A 12773-nucleotide genomic window follows, 5' to 3' on the forward strand; every position below is an offset into this window, starting at 1 on the left:
AAATGCTGGAACGTATCGTATGTCTGGTTATCGGATATGCTTTAGGGCTTTTCCAGACATCCTATATTTACGGAAGAAAACAGGGAATTGATATCCGGGAGCACGGCAGCGGGAATGCTGGTACGACTAATGCCTTCCGGACTATGGGAAAAAAGGCAGGAGCTCTGACCCTGTTGGGCGATATTCTGAAGTGCGTACTTGCCATGGCTGCTGCAAGACTTTTGTTCGGCAATAGTTTCGGAGACAATATCCGTCTTCTGGAACTCTATGCCGGAGCAGGCTGCATCCTGGGACATAATTTTCCTTTTTATCTGAAATTTAAAGGAGGAAAGGGAATTGCAGCGTCAGTAGGACTTCTCCTTGCCTTTGACTGGAGAATTTTTCTCATCTGCGCAGTAGTTTTTTTTGCACTGTTTTTTGCCACCCATTACGTATCCCTTTGCTCTCTGGCAGGATATCTGTGCTTTGTGGTGCTCCTTTTTGCTTTTGGACAAACAGGTATGTACCCCTGCAGCCAGCCGGTGCTTTATGAAATGTATGTGATAGCGTTTCTGCTCATGGTTTTGGCATACTGGAGACACAGACAGAACATTGGACGTCTGCTCCATGGAAATGAAAACAAGATTTTTCTCAGTAAAAAGAGGTAAGGGATATGGCAAATATTGGAATCATTGGCGCTGGCAGCTGGGGAACGGCTTTGGGAATACTTCTGGTAAATAACGGACATAACACTACGCTCTGGTCTCACAGACTGGAACAGGCAGAAGAGCTTGCCAGGACAAGAGAACACAGGGAAAAACTTCCTGGTGTTCAGCTTCCGGAATCTCTGGAGATTACCAATGATCTGGAAAAGACCCTGGTGGGAAAAGATATCCTGATCATGGCAGTCCCCTCTGTAGCTGTGCGGCAGACTGCCAGAAGAATTAAACCCTATATACGATACGGGCAGCTGATCGTCAATGTGTCTAAGGGAATAGAAGAGGGAACACTGATGACCCTTACTGACATTATAGAAGAAGAGATACCTGAGTCGGTGGCCTGTGTTCTTTCAGGCCCCAGCCATGCAGAAGAGGTGAGCCGAGGGCTTCCTACCACCTGTGTGGCAGGTGCAAAAGAGCGGAAGACTGCAGAATATATACAGAATATTTTTATGAGTCCTGTGTTCAGGGCTTACATCAGTCCAGATGTGCTGGGTATTGAGCTGGGGGGAGCTTTGAAAAATGTCATTGCTCTGGCAGCAGGAGCAGCAGATGGTCTGGGATATGGAGACAATACTAAGGCAGCTCTTATTACCAGGGGGATTTCAGAGATTACCAGACTGGGAATTGCCATGGGCGCCAAAGCAGAAACTTTCTATGGCCTTTCCGGTATCGGAGATTTGATCGTTACCTGTGCCAGCAGACACAGCCGGAATCGGAGAGCGGGAATCCTCCTGGGACAGGGAAAAACTGCAGAAGAAGCTATGAAAGAAGTAAAAATGGTAGTAGAAGGTGTGTATTCCGCAAAAGCCGGATGGGAACTTTCTCAGAAATACCAGGTTGAAATGCCTATTATCCAGCAGGTATACCAGGTCCTTTTTGAGAAGAAGTCTCCGGACCTTGCAGTTCAGGATTTGATGCTGAGAGACCGGAAAATAGAGTCTTGGGATGTTTCCTGGAAACCAGAGTGATCAGCTGGATAGATGAGATAAAGAGAAATAGAAAGAGGCCTTTTCTCACAGAGGGAAAATAGATATTCCGGTCCCTCTGTGAGAAAAGGCCTCTTTTGTATGGGATATGTACGGTTGGGTTCTTCCAACAAAATGCCATGGCATGGAAGAAAACTTATAATATATAAGGAGCCATGTCTTCGGGAACTCCGGCTACCCGCTGCTGTACATCCATTGCTGTAATAGCAGCCATCTCTTCTTCGGAAAGAACAAAATCAAAGATCTGACTGTTTTCCTCCAGCCGCTCTTTATGCACAGATTTGGGAATTACGCCGATGCCTTGCTGAACAAGCCAGCGCAATCCTACCTGGGCGGGGGTTTTCTGATGATTCTTTCCTATTTCAATCATCAGAGGACTGTTCATATAGGCACCTCTTGCCAGAGGAGCGTAAGCCTGAAGGACAATTCCCTTTTCTTCACAGTAAGTTTTCAATTCAGGATGGTTAAACAGGGGGTGAAACTCTACCTGGTTTACTGCGGGAACTACATCTGAAACAGTCTTCAGCAGTTCCAAGTCTGCAATACTGAAATTCGATACCCCAATAGACTTTACTTTTCCATCTGTCCGAAGTTTTTCCATTACTTTCCAGGTATTTCCAAAACATCCAGGCACAGGCCAGTGGATAAGATAGAGGTCCACATAGTCCAGCCCCAGACGCTCCAGGCTCCGGTTAAAACTGTCTTCTATATCTCCGATTCTCTGAGCAGTATTCCATATCTTCGTCGTGATAAATAAATCTTCTCTTGGTGTGTCAAGAGCCTGTATTCCTTTACCGACTCCTTCTTCGTTTTTGTAGAAAGAAGCTGTATCGATCAAGCGGTAGCCAGAAGACACGGCATCTGATATTGCCTGTTTCAGCTCTCCGTCGTCAGTGGCTTTGTAAACGCCAAGGCCTAACAGCGGCATTTCTCTTCCGTCATTTAGATGAATTACATGTTCGCCAAAAGACATAACACCAAACCTCCTTTTTACAATCGTTGATAGTATACCATGAAAATATGAAGAATGTTAGTCATATTTATTAAAATTCACAATTTATTCAAACACAAATCAAAATTCACAAAGGTCACGGGCTTTAAAATAAGAGGTTTTTACATAAATTATAATTTCGGAAGAAGACGGTAAAAAGGGGAGGGAAAGCACTAAGAAAAATACATAAAATAGCTTGATAAAACATAGTAAACCATGTATAATGAAGCTAATTGATAAATTATTGTCATTCAGTGCGCCCAAATATGATAAAGGGCCTGGAAAGGATGGAAAAATGCATTTAATCAAAGATGAAAATGGTAATGTGATCCCTCATGGAGGGGAGGCTCATCAGCATGAACATTGCGGAAGCTGCAGCGATAACTGCCAGGAGAATTGTTCTCAGGAAGTGGTAGCTTTATTGAATTATATGCTGTCACACAATGAACATCATGCCCAGGAGTTGGATCAGATGGCTGAGAATCTTCAGAAACTTGGAATGGAAGATGCAGCTAAGACGATTAAAGAAGGAGTGGCAGATTTTCAGAAAGGAAATATGCGCCTTGGACTGGCTTTGACACTGGTAAAAGAACACTTAAAGGAGGCGTAGATCATGTGTCTTGCAACTGTTCAGAAAGAAAGTGACAATACCGTAATTTTGAAAATGGTCAGCCGTATCGATGTGGATGGGGATAAAGTGATTCTCCGAGATATTATGGGAGAAACGAAAACCATCGTTGGAAGGATTTTAATGGTAGATCTGGCCAACAGCATTGTGAAGCTAGACTGTGAATAACAAAAGGTTTTATGGGGAAACCCTTAAAATAAAACACAATATGCGGAGGTAAAGACCAATGAAACTAGCAGAGGCTATGAAGGAGAAAATGCTCCTTTCCTTTGAGCTTTTCCCCCCGAAGACCGAGAAAGGCATGGAAAATCTTCCGGGCACGATTGAGCATCTGTGCAAGTATAAACCGGAATATATTTCCTGTACCTACGGCGCAGGAGGGGGAAACGTAGGAGCAAACAGGGAAGTCTGCCAGATGATCAAAAAAGCTGGCCCTATTCCTGTGACTCACTTCACGGTTATCCGTAACACAAAGGAGGGCATCAAAGAGCAGCTGGATCAATATCTGGCGGAAGGCGTAGATCATATGCTGGCTCTTCGGGGCGATCTTCCTCTGGGGGAAACCACTACCTGCGGGGATTTTGATTATGCCACAGATCTTGTGAAATTTGTAAAAGATCAATATGGCGACAAATTCGAAATCGCAGTAGCAGGCTCTCCGGAAGGACATATCGCATGCCGCAGCCTGGAAGCGGATATTTCCGTTTTGAGGCAGAAGCAGGATAACGGAGCTGATTACATCATGACTCAGCTTTGCTGGGACATGGAACAGTTCAAACGCTGGCTGGACGCTATTCGTAAAGCAGGCGTGACCATGCCGGTGGATGTGGGGATTATGCCGATTCTGGATCAGGCCGCCACTATTAATATGGCTCTGTCCCGTAATGGCTGTGTAATGGACCGTGAATTGTCCAGACTCATCTCCAGACACTGGCTGTTCCCGAATCCTTTCAATCCTAAGGACGCAGAGGGTAAGCCCTTTGATATGTTCTATGATAAAAAGGTGAAAGAATTTAAAGAAGAGGGTATCGAGTATACCATCAGACAGATTGATGAGTACCGGGCACTTGGTGTTAATGGTATCCATCTGTATGCGTTGAATAAGTGGAAAGACGTATCTGAAATTATTGAAAGATCCGGACTTCGTACACTTGTTTAAAATTTAAATTCAGGAGGCGCCTGATTTATGGCACATGTAATTGCAGTCGCAGGAAAAGGCGGCGTAGGTAAGACAACATTAACGGGACTGATCATACAGTATCTGGGCGAAAAGGGAAAAGGTCCCATCCTTGCAGTGGATGCGGATGCAAACTCCAATCTTAATGAAGTGTTGGGAGTGGAGGTAGAGACTACTCTGGGAGAAATCAGAGAAGAGGTGGCAGGAGCAGAGATGGCTTCTAAAAACCCGATTCCTTCAGGCGTGTCAAAGGCAGATTATATGGAGTATAAGTTTGACGATGCTCTTGCAGAGTCTGACGACTTTGATCTGCTGGTTATGGGACGCACTCAGGGGAAAGGCTGTTACTGCTTTGTAAACGGACTTCTTCAGGCACAGATTCAGCGACTTGAAAAGAATTACCCCTATATTATTGTGGATAATGAAGCTGGTATGGAGCATATCAGCAGAGGTGTGCTTCCGAACATGGAAACAGCGATTCTGGTCAGCGACTGTTCCAGAAGAGGCGTTCAGGCTGCCGGCAGGATCGCCCAGCTGATTAAAGAGTGCAATATGCACCCCAGACAGGTAGGACTGATTGTAAACAGAGCCCCTGATGGAAAACTTAATGAAGGAACCAGAGAAGAGATCGAAAAACAAGGTCTTCATCTACTGGGAGTAGTACCACAAAATGATACAGTCTATGAGTATGACTGTGACGGGACGCCAACCGTTGACCTTCCCGAAGACTCGCCTGTGAAAAAAGCCATTCGGGAAATTGTGGACAAATTAGAATTTTAAGAGAAGAGGCGACATAAAGGAGGATAACATGAGTGAATTCAGATTAACTACAGTAGAAGAATTTGAAGCTGCTACTGCGAGACTGTTAGAGACAGGTGCTAAAGTAGGCGCTGATTCCTGGCAGGCTCGTGTAAAGAACCAGACACCCCATTGTAAATTTGGTGAAGAAGGCGTTTGCTGCCGTATCTGTACAATGGGACCATGCCGTATCACGAAGAAAGCCCCAAGAGGAATCTGTGGATGTGATGTGCACGGTATCGTAGGACGTAATTATCTGAAGTTTACAGCAGGCGGAGCTGCTACCCATTCCGATCACGGACGTGAGATCTGCCACACTCTTTATGCTACAGCAGCAGATGGATGCTATAAAGTAAAAGATCCTGATAAGCTGATCCGCATTGCAAAAGAGTGGGGAATTGAGACAGAAGGAAAAGACATTTACGACCTGGCTCATGAAGTGGCTTATGAAGGCCTTATGGAATACGGAAAACCTTTCGGAACTCAGAGATTCTTAAAGAGAGCTCCGGAATCCCAGCAGAAACTGTGGGAAGAAAATGAACTGGCACCACGGGCTATTGACCGTGAAGTATCATGCTCCTTACATATGGCTCACATGGGATGTTCTTCCAAACCAGAAGCCCTGGTAAAACAGTCTATCCGTGCAGGACTTTCTGATGGATGGGGCGGTTCCATGATGGGAACAGAGTTTTCTGACGTACTCTTCGGTACACCAAAGCCTATTGAGACAGAAGCGAACCTGGGTGTTATGGTAGAAGAAAACGTGAATATCGTTGTTCATGGACATGACCCAAGTCTTTCCGAAATGATCTGCGAAGTGGCTGACAGTCCTGAAATGGTTGCATATGCAAAAGAAATGGGTGCAAAAGGAATTACTATTTCCGGTGTATGCTGTACCTCTAACGAGGTTGCCATGCGTCGTGGAATCCCAATGGCAGGTAACTTCCTTCAGCAGGAAAACGTAGTGCTCACCGGAGCCTGCGAAGCTATCGTTGTAGATGTGCAGTGTATCTTCCCTGCATTAGGACCTCTGAGCAAATGTTTCCATACCAAGTTCATTACAACATCTCCAATCGCACAGATGCCGGATTCCGAGTTTATTCGCTTTGATGCTCATTCCGCACTGGAAAAGGCTACTCAGATCGTGAAGCTGGCAATTGAGAACTTTAAGAACAGAAAACCGGAACTTGTTTACATTCCTCAGATGAAACAGAAAGCAACTGTTGGATATTCTACAGAAGCTATCGTAAAAGCTCTGGACGGCGTTGCCAATACACAGGTTGACGAACTTGGAACCACAAAACCGCTGCTTCAGTGTATTACCTCCGGTGTATTAAGAGGAGCTGTAGCTATGGTTGGATGTAATAACCCAAAGGTTCGTCCTGACCTGGCTCATATCGAATTGATGAAGAAGCTGCTGGCAAACGACATCATCGTCATTGCTTCTGGCTGTTCTGCACAGGCTGCTGCTAAGGCAGGTCTTATGGATAAGGCAGCAAAAGATGTGTGTGGCGATGGCCTGAAGAGAGTATGCGAACTGGCAGATATTCCTCCGGTACTTCATATGGGATCTTGTGTAGATATTTCCCGTATGCTGGTTCTGGCAGCAACTCTTGCTAAAGATGCAGGTCTTCATATTTCACAGCTGCCGGTTGTAGGCTGTGCTCCAGAATGGATGTCTGAGAAGGCAGTATCTATCGGAAACTATGTTATCGGTTCCGGTATTGATACATTCCTGGGCGTAGATCCATATGCATCAGGCTCCAGCGAAATGGTTGAAATCCTGACAAACGGCACCAGACAGTGGTGTGAAGCAGCGTTTACTGTAGAAAAAGATATTGATAAATTAGGTGATGCCATGATGGCAAGAATCGAAGAAAAGAGAGCTGCCCTGGGCATCTAATAATTCTGAAACATAACTAGGAAAGGTGAATGACATGAAAATAGCGGTTACAGGAAAAGGCGGCGTTGGAAAGACCACTTTTGCCGCAACTCTTGCCCGGCTTTATGCTGACGAAGGAAAAAACGTTCTCGCAGCAGATGTAGACCCGGATGCCAATCTTGGATTGGCTCTGGGGTTTGACGAAGAAACCCTGGATTCTATAGTCCCCATTACTAAAATGAGAAAACTCATTGAAGAAAGAACAGGGGCCGGAGAGGATAATCAGTTCTATACACTGAATCCTAAGGTCAGCGATATTCCGGATACATACTCGAAAGAGGTAAACGGTGTAAAGCTTCTTGTTCTGGGAACAGTGGAGACAGGAGGAGGCGGCTGTGTATGTCCGGAGCATGTTATGCTCAGAAGGATCATCAATAACCTGGTCCTGCACAGAGACGATGTTGTGATCATGGATATGGAGGCCGGTCTGGAGCATCTGGGCCGTGGAACTACAGAATCCATGGATCAGTTTATCGTTGTGATCGAACCGGGAGCCAGAAGCGTACAGACTTATAAAAATGTAAAGCGCCTTGCAGATGATCTAGGGGTCAAACAGGTACGTGTAGTTGCCAATAAAGTAAGAAATGCAGAGGATGAAGAATTTGTCAGAAGCCGTATACCGGCAGAGGATCTCCTGGGCTTCATTCACTACAACACAGAAGTTATGGATGCAGATCGTCAGGGAAAATCCCCTTACGATTTCAGCAATACAGTAAAAGAAGAAATCACACAAATTAAAAACATAATCGATCAGGGATTATGAGATGTTAGGAGGAAAAAACATTGACTTTATTTGAAACAGTATTCAGCGGAAATGACGCTGTCTATGGATTGACAGAAAATGCAATTAATGCTGCTATTGAACAGCACGGTGCTGACAAAGCTGTCAGCTTTCCAAACACAGCATACAGCCTGCCATGCTACTATGCTGTAACAGGTGTAAAGGTTGGCACTTTAGGAGAATTAAAAAATGCTCTGGGCGTAGTAAAAACTCTTATGACAAGAGAAAACAGAACCCATGACATTTTCATGTCCGGTGTTGCAACTGCTCTTTGCGCTGAGTTTATCGAAGTATTAAAATATATTGACGGAGCAACTCCATATGAAGAGCCATGCTACGGACATCTGGCAGATGCTGTGATCCGTGAGCTGGGTGTACCCCTTGTAACTGGAGATATCCCAGGTGTAGCCGTTATCTTAGGCAAAGCTCCTACTACAGAAGAAGCTGTAGCCCTGGTTAAGAGCTATCAGGCACAGGGTATTCTGGTAACACTGGTTGGCGATATCATCGATCAGTTATCAGAGGCCGGTATGAAGACTGGTGCAAACCTTCGTGTTATTCCTTTAGGAAAAGACGTAACAGCTGTTATCCATGTTGTATCTGTTGCTCTTAGAGCAGCCCTGATCTTCGGTAACATCACACCGGGAGATGCAGGAAATCTGATGAAGTACACAATGGAACGTGTTCCTGCATTTGTAAATGCTTTTGCTCCTTTAAACGATGTGATCGTAGCATGCGGTGCCGGCGCTATTGCTTTAGGATTCCCTGTAATCACAAACCAGGAAGGCGTAGCTGAAGTACCAAAGAGCCTGATCTGCCAGCCAGATGTAAGCAAATTCAACGCAACATCTCTGGAAGCCCGTGACATTAAGATCAAAATTACAAATATCGATATTCCTGTTGCTTTCGCTTCTGCATTTGAAGGTGAGATCATCCGCCGCGGCGATATGCAGGTTGAATTTGATGGTTCTCGTGTAGACTGTGCTGAGCTGGTACAGGCTGTAGACGCTACAGAGATTGAAGATCACAAGATCACCATTGTAGGTCCTGACGTAGACGAAATGGAACTGGGAAGTAAGAATACCATCGCCTATGTTGTAAAAGTCGCTGGAAAGAACATGCAGTCTGACTTTGAGCCGGTTATCGAGCGTAAGTTCCATAACTACATCAACTGTATTGAGGGCGTATATCATACAGGACAGCGTGATATGCTCCGTATCCGTATCGGAAAAGAAGCTTTTAACGCAGGCTTCCGTCTGAAACATATCGGTGAAGTACTTTATGTTTCTGTTAAAAACGAATTTGACGCAGTTGTTGATAAATGCGAGGTAACTATCTATACAGATCCTGCTGAATGTACAAGAGTACGTCATGAAGTTGCTATTCCAACCTTTGACAAACGTGACGAGCGTCTGGATACTCTTACAGATGAATCTGTTGATGTTTACTACAGCTGTATCCTGTGCCAGGCATTCTCACCATCTCACGTATGCGTGGTAACTCCGGAACGTCTGGGACTTTGCGGCGCCGTTTCATGGCTGGATGCAAAAGCTACAAACCAGCTGGATCCAAATGGACCTTGCCAGGTGATCACAAAAGAAAGACCTATCGATGAACGTATCGGTGAATACGAAGACGTAAATGAAGCTGTTCAGAAATTCTCTCAGGGTGCTCTTCAGGATGTATCTCTGTACTCCATCATGGAGAAACCAATGACCTCCTGCGGATGCTTTGAGTGTATCTGCGGTATTGAGCCATTCTCTAACGGTGTTGTTATCACAAACCGTGAGTATGCAGGAATGACACCTCTTGGTATGACATTCCCAGAGCTGGCTTCTATGACAGGCGGCGGCGTTCAGACACCTGGATTCATGGGACATGGAAAACACTTTATTTCTTCCAAGAAGTTCATGAAGGCAGAAGGCGGTATCGAGCGTATCGTATGGATGCCTAAGGAACTGAAAGATACCGTTGCAGAGAGACTGAACAAAACAGCCAAAGAGCTGTACGGAATCGACAACTTTACAGATATGGTCGGAGATGAGACTATTGCAACAGATCCGGAAACACTGGTTGCTTTCCTGACAGAGAAAAACCATCCTGCATTGGGCATGGAACCAATGATGTAATAATTTAAAATTAAGCAGTATCGGGAAATGGGAGATGCCTCGCAGGAGGCCTCCCGTTTCCTGTGTAAAAGTAAATTGACAAAAAAACTCCAAATAAGTTACAGAACAGACCGTAGTTTTATAAAGTTTTTTGTATAATATTACAGGGGAAACTTGTCAATATTGCGTGTAATGTAGTATAATGTAGGCGGCAAAATAGAGGGCTGCCATTTTCCTCTTTGCCGTTTATATACAATGGGAGGGTACCTCTGGCGGACCGCCTGTTGTAAAGAATAATATGAAGGAGGCTCATAGAAATGCCGTTTAATCAGAAACCACAGAAGTTCAATGCAAGCATTAATACAGTTGAGATTGGATGCGGAGACAAAGCGATCAAATTAGGAGGAGAATGTACTTTTCCTTTCTATACATTTGATGCTCCTATGGAAAATGCACCGAAGATCGGTGTAGAAGTTTCCGATCTGGGTATTGCTTCCAATATTCCTGGTATCCAGAAGTTTTACGAAGGCGCTTCTACTATCGGAGAAATTGCAAAAAAAGCCGAAACAATGGAAGGCGCTGATTTTGTCTGCCTGCGCTTAGAGGGCGGAGATCCTAACGGAGAAGACAAATCCATTGATGAACTGATCGAAGTTGTAAAAGAAGTTGCAGACGCTGTTACCTGTCCTCTGGTAGTAGAAGGATGCAAAAATGTTGAAAAAGACACAGAACTGCTTCCAAAGGTAGCTGAAGTTCTGCAGGGCAAGAACGCTCTGGTAATGTCTGCAAGAGAAGAAAACTATAAAGCTGTAGGTGCAGCTGCAGGTCTTGCTTACAACCAGAAAGTAGGCGCTGAATCTGCTGTTGATATTAACCTTGCAAAACAGTTAAACGTTGTTATGACTCAGCTGGGAGTTAAAGCTCAGGATATCGTAATGAACGTTGGTTCTGCTGCAGTTGGTTATGGTTTTGAATATGTTGTTTCTACTATGGACCGTATTAAAGGTGCTGCTTTATCTCAGAATGATAACATGCTGCAGATGCCTATCATCACAGCTGTTGCTGATGAAGCATGGAGTGTAAAAGAGGCTATGGCTACTGAAGAGGATATGCCTGAGTGGGGTCCTCTGGAAGAAAGAGGAATCAGCATGGAAGTTCAGACAGCAGCTGCTGTATTAGCATCCGGTTCTGACGCCGTTATCCTGAAACATCCTCAGTCCGTTGCAACTATTTCAAAAATGATTAAAGAATTAATGTAATCGTAAAACAGGAGGATATTAAAAATGGCATTAACAGGTATTCAAATCTTTAAAATGACACCAAAGAAAAACTGTAAGGAATGCGGCTGTCCTACATGTATGGCTTTCGCTATGAAAGTTGCTCAGGGCGCTCTGGAAATATCCAAATGTCCGCATATGTCTGAGGAAGCTCTGGCAGAGCTGTCTGAGGCTACTGCTCCCCCAATGAAAACTATCAAGGTCGGAACAGGCGAAGGAGAATACACCTTAGGCGGAGAAACTGTTTTATTCAGACATGAAAAAACTTTTGTCAGCAAGACAAGATATGCAGTTGCTATCTGCACAGACATGGATGACGCTGCAGTTGATGCGAAGATTGCTGAACTTCAGAAGGTTGATTATGAGCGTATCGGTGAGAGAATGCACGTAGAAATGGTTTACGTGAACTATCAGGACGGTGCAGACAAAGACCGCTATGTAGAAATGGTTAAGAAAGCAGCAGCAACAGGAAAGACTCTGATCCTTGGCTGCAAGGATGCAGAAGTAGCAAAAGCTGCTCTGGAAGTATGCAAAGACGGAAAACCTGTATTAAACGGAGCTACAGCAGCAAACTATGCTGCAATGAATGACCTTGCAAAAGAAGCAGGTGTTGTTTTGGGCGTATCCGGCGCTGACTTAAATGAGATTTATGATACAGTAGCTGCTTTAGAGAAAGCCGGCAACAAGAACCTGGTAATCGATGCTACAGGCGCTTCTGTAAAAGAAGCATACGCAAACGCTGTACAGATCCGTCGTGCTGCTCTGAAAGATCAGGACAGAACTTTCGGCTATCCTACCATCGTAAATACAGCAGCCATTGCCCGTGGCGACAGAAACCTGCAGCAGGCTCTGGCTTCTCTGTTTACTGTTAAATATGGTTCTATCGTTGTTATGGAAACTCTGGATTATGCAGAAGCACTTCCACTGTTTGGTCTGAGACAGAACGTATTTACAGATCCTCAGAAACCAATGAAGGTTGAGCCAGGCATTTACGCATTAAATGGTGCTGATGAGAATTCTCTGTGCCTGACAACTGTAGACTTTGCTCTTACATATTTCGTTGTTTCCGGCGAGCTGGAGCGTTCCGGTGTTCCATGCAACCTGATCATTTCCGATGCAGGCGGACTTTCTGTATTGACAGCATGGGCAGCAGGAAAGCTGTCTTCCACTTCTGTTGCAACTTACATTAAAGAGAATGTAGAAGACAAAGTAAAATGCAGAAAACTGGTTATTCCTGGAAAAGTTGCCGTACTGAAGGGCGATATCGAGTCCAAACTTCCTGGATGGGAAATCATTGTAGCTCCTCTGGAGGCTGTACAGTTAGTAAAATTCCTGAAAGATTTAACTGCTTAATGTTTGCAAAAAGAGCTTGTTAAAAGAAAAT

General features: G+C 44.6%; 12 protein-coding genes. 11 read left to right on the top strand and 1 reads right to left on the bottom strand.

Translation table 11 applies throughout. From position 1 onward, the window contains the following. Positions 1-2: 2 nt before the first annotated feature. Together plsY and B5G00_RS05600 are read left to right on the top strand one after the other, a co-directional pair. Complete coding sequence (gene plsY / locus B5G00_RS05595; protein ID WP_087269821.1) at positions 3-647, top strand: glycerol-3-phosphate 1-O-acyltransferase PlsY; 645 nt, start codon at positions 3-5, stop codon at positions 645-647. 5 nt (positions 648-652) lie between these two features. Then, positions 653-1669: an NAD(P)H-dependent glycerol-3-phosphate dehydrogenase gene (locus tag B5G00_RS05600; RefSeq protein WP_087269824.1), complete on the top strand. Its 1017-nt coding sequence runs from the start codon at positions 653-655 to the stop codon at positions 1667-1669. Positions 1670-1823: 154 nt separating this feature from the next. On the opposite strand, the gene B5G00_RS05605 is transcribed toward B5G00_RS05600, so the two are convergent. Continuing rightward, positions 1824-2660, bottom strand: a complete 837-nt coding sequence (locus tag B5G00_RS05605) for an aldo/keto reductase (RefSeq protein WP_087269827.1) — start codon at positions 2658-2660, stop codon at positions 1824-1826. Between the two features lie 313 nt (positions 2661-2973). On the opposite strand from B5G00_RS05605, the gene B5G00_RS05610 reads away from it, so the two are divergent. The 9 genes from B5G00_RS05610 (at position 2974) to acsC (ending at position 12742) form a co-directional block, all read left to right on the top strand. Then, positions 2974-3288, top strand: coding sequence for a cobalt transporter (locus tag B5G00_RS05610; RefSeq protein WP_087269830.1), 315 nt, complete (start codon positions 2974-2976; stop codon positions 3286-3288). A gap of 3 nt (positions 3289-3291) precedes the next feature. Beyond that, the gene (locus B5G00_RS05615) at positions 3292-3474 is read left to right on the top strand and encodes a CooT family nickel-binding protein (RefSeq protein ID WP_087269833.1); all 183 of its coding nucleotides are present in this window, start codon (positions 3292-3294) and stop codon (positions 3472-3474) included. 58 nt (positions 3475-3532) lie between these two features. Beyond that, positions 3533-4465: a methylenetetrahydrofolate reductase gene (locus tag B5G00_RS05620; protein WP_087269836.1), complete on the top strand. Its 933-nt coding sequence runs from the start codon at positions 3533-3535 to the stop codon at positions 4463-4465. A gap of 27 nt (positions 4466-4492) precedes the next feature. Beyond that, positions 4493-5263 carry an ATP-binding protein gene (locus tag B5G00_RS05625; protein ID WP_087269839.1) on the top strand — a complete coding sequence of 257 codons (771 nt, stop codon included), beginning with the start codon at positions 4493-4495 and terminating at the stop codon, positions 5261-5263. A gap of 28 nt (positions 5264-5291) precedes the next feature. Continuing rightward, positions 5292-7184 (top strand): anaerobic carbon-monoxide dehydrogenase catalytic subunit, encoded by a 1893-nt coding sequence (gene cooS / locus B5G00_RS05630; RefSeq protein WP_087269843.1) that lies wholly within the window; start codon positions 5292-5294, stop codon positions 7182-7184. Between the two features lie 34 nt (positions 7185-7218). Continuing rightward, on the top strand, positions 7219-7986 hold the full coding sequence (locus tag B5G00_RS05635) for an ATP-binding protein (RefSeq protein ID WP_087269846.1): 768 nt from the start codon (positions 7219-7221) through the stop codon (positions 7984-7986). A gap of 20 nt (positions 7987-8006) precedes the next feature. Continuing rightward, complete coding sequence (gene acsB, locus B5G00_RS05640) at positions 8007-10133, top strand: acetyl-CoA decarbonylase/synthase complex subunit alpha/beta (protein WP_087269849.1); 2127 nt, start codon at positions 8007-8009, stop codon at positions 10131-10133. A gap of 296 nt (positions 10134-10429) precedes the next feature. Then, complete coding sequence (gene acsD / locus B5G00_RS05645; RefSeq protein WP_087269852.1) at positions 10430-11371, top strand: acetyl-CoA decarbonylase/synthase complex subunit delta; 942 nt, start codon at positions 10430-10432, stop codon at positions 11369-11371. 24 nt (positions 11372-11395) lie between these two features. Beyond that, positions 11396-12742, top strand: a complete 1347-nt coding sequence (gene acsC, locus B5G00_RS05650) for an acetyl-CoA decarbonylase/synthase complex subunit gamma (RefSeq protein ID WP_087269855.1) — start codon at positions 11396-11398, stop codon at positions 12740-12742. Positions 12743-12773 lie beyond the last annotated feature (31 nt).

The organism is Blautia sp. An46 (assembly GCF_002161645.1).
Classification (GTDB): Bacteria; Bacillota; Clostridia; order Lachnospirales; family Lachnospiraceae; genus Blautia; species Blautia ornithocaccae.

What these genes read in the sequence shown, in the direction of transcription:
- plsY (WP_087269821.1), top strand. Translation starts at nt 3, where the DNA reads ATGCTGGAACGTATCGTATGTCTGGTTATCGGATATGCTTTAGGGCTT.
- B5G00_RS05600 (WP_087269824.1), top strand. Translation starts at nt 653, where the DNA reads ATGGCAAATATTGGAATCATTGGCGCTGGCAGCTGGGGAACGGCTTTG.
- B5G00_RS05605 (WP_087269827.1), bottom strand. Translation starts at nt 2,660, where the DNA reads ATGTCTTTTGGCGAACATGTAATTCATCTAAATGACGGAAGAGAAATG.
- B5G00_RS05610 (WP_087269830.1), top strand. Translation starts at nt 2,974, where the DNA reads ATGCATTTAATCAAAGATGAAAATGGTAATGTGATCCCTCATGGAGGG.
- B5G00_RS05615 (WP_087269833.1), top strand. Translation starts at nt 3,292, where the DNA reads ATGTGTCTTGCAACTGTTCAGAAAGAAAGTGACAATACCGTAATTTTG.
- B5G00_RS05620 (WP_087269836.1), top strand. Translation starts at nt 3,533, where the DNA reads ATGAAACTAGCAGAGGCTATGAAGGAGAAAATGCTCCTTTCCTTTGAG.
- B5G00_RS05625 (WP_087269839.1), top strand. Translation starts at nt 4,493, where the DNA reads ATGGCACATGTAATTGCAGTCGCAGGAAAAGGCGGCGTAGGTAAGACA.
- cooS (WP_087269843.1), top strand. Translation starts at nt 5,292, where the DNA reads ATGAGTGAATTCAGATTAACTACAGTAGAAGAATTTGAAGCTGCTACT.
- B5G00_RS05635 (WP_087269846.1), top strand. Translation starts at nt 7,219, where the DNA reads ATGAAAATAGCGGTTACAGGAAAAGGCGGCGTTGGAAAGACCACTTTT.
- acsD (WP_087269852.1), top strand. Translation starts at nt 10,430, where the DNA reads ATGCCGTTTAATCAGAAACCACAGAAGTTCAATGCAAGCATTAATACA.
- acsC (WP_087269855.1), top strand. Translation starts at nt 11,396, where the DNA reads ATGGCATTAACAGGTATTCAAATCTTTAAAATGACACCAAAGAAAAAC.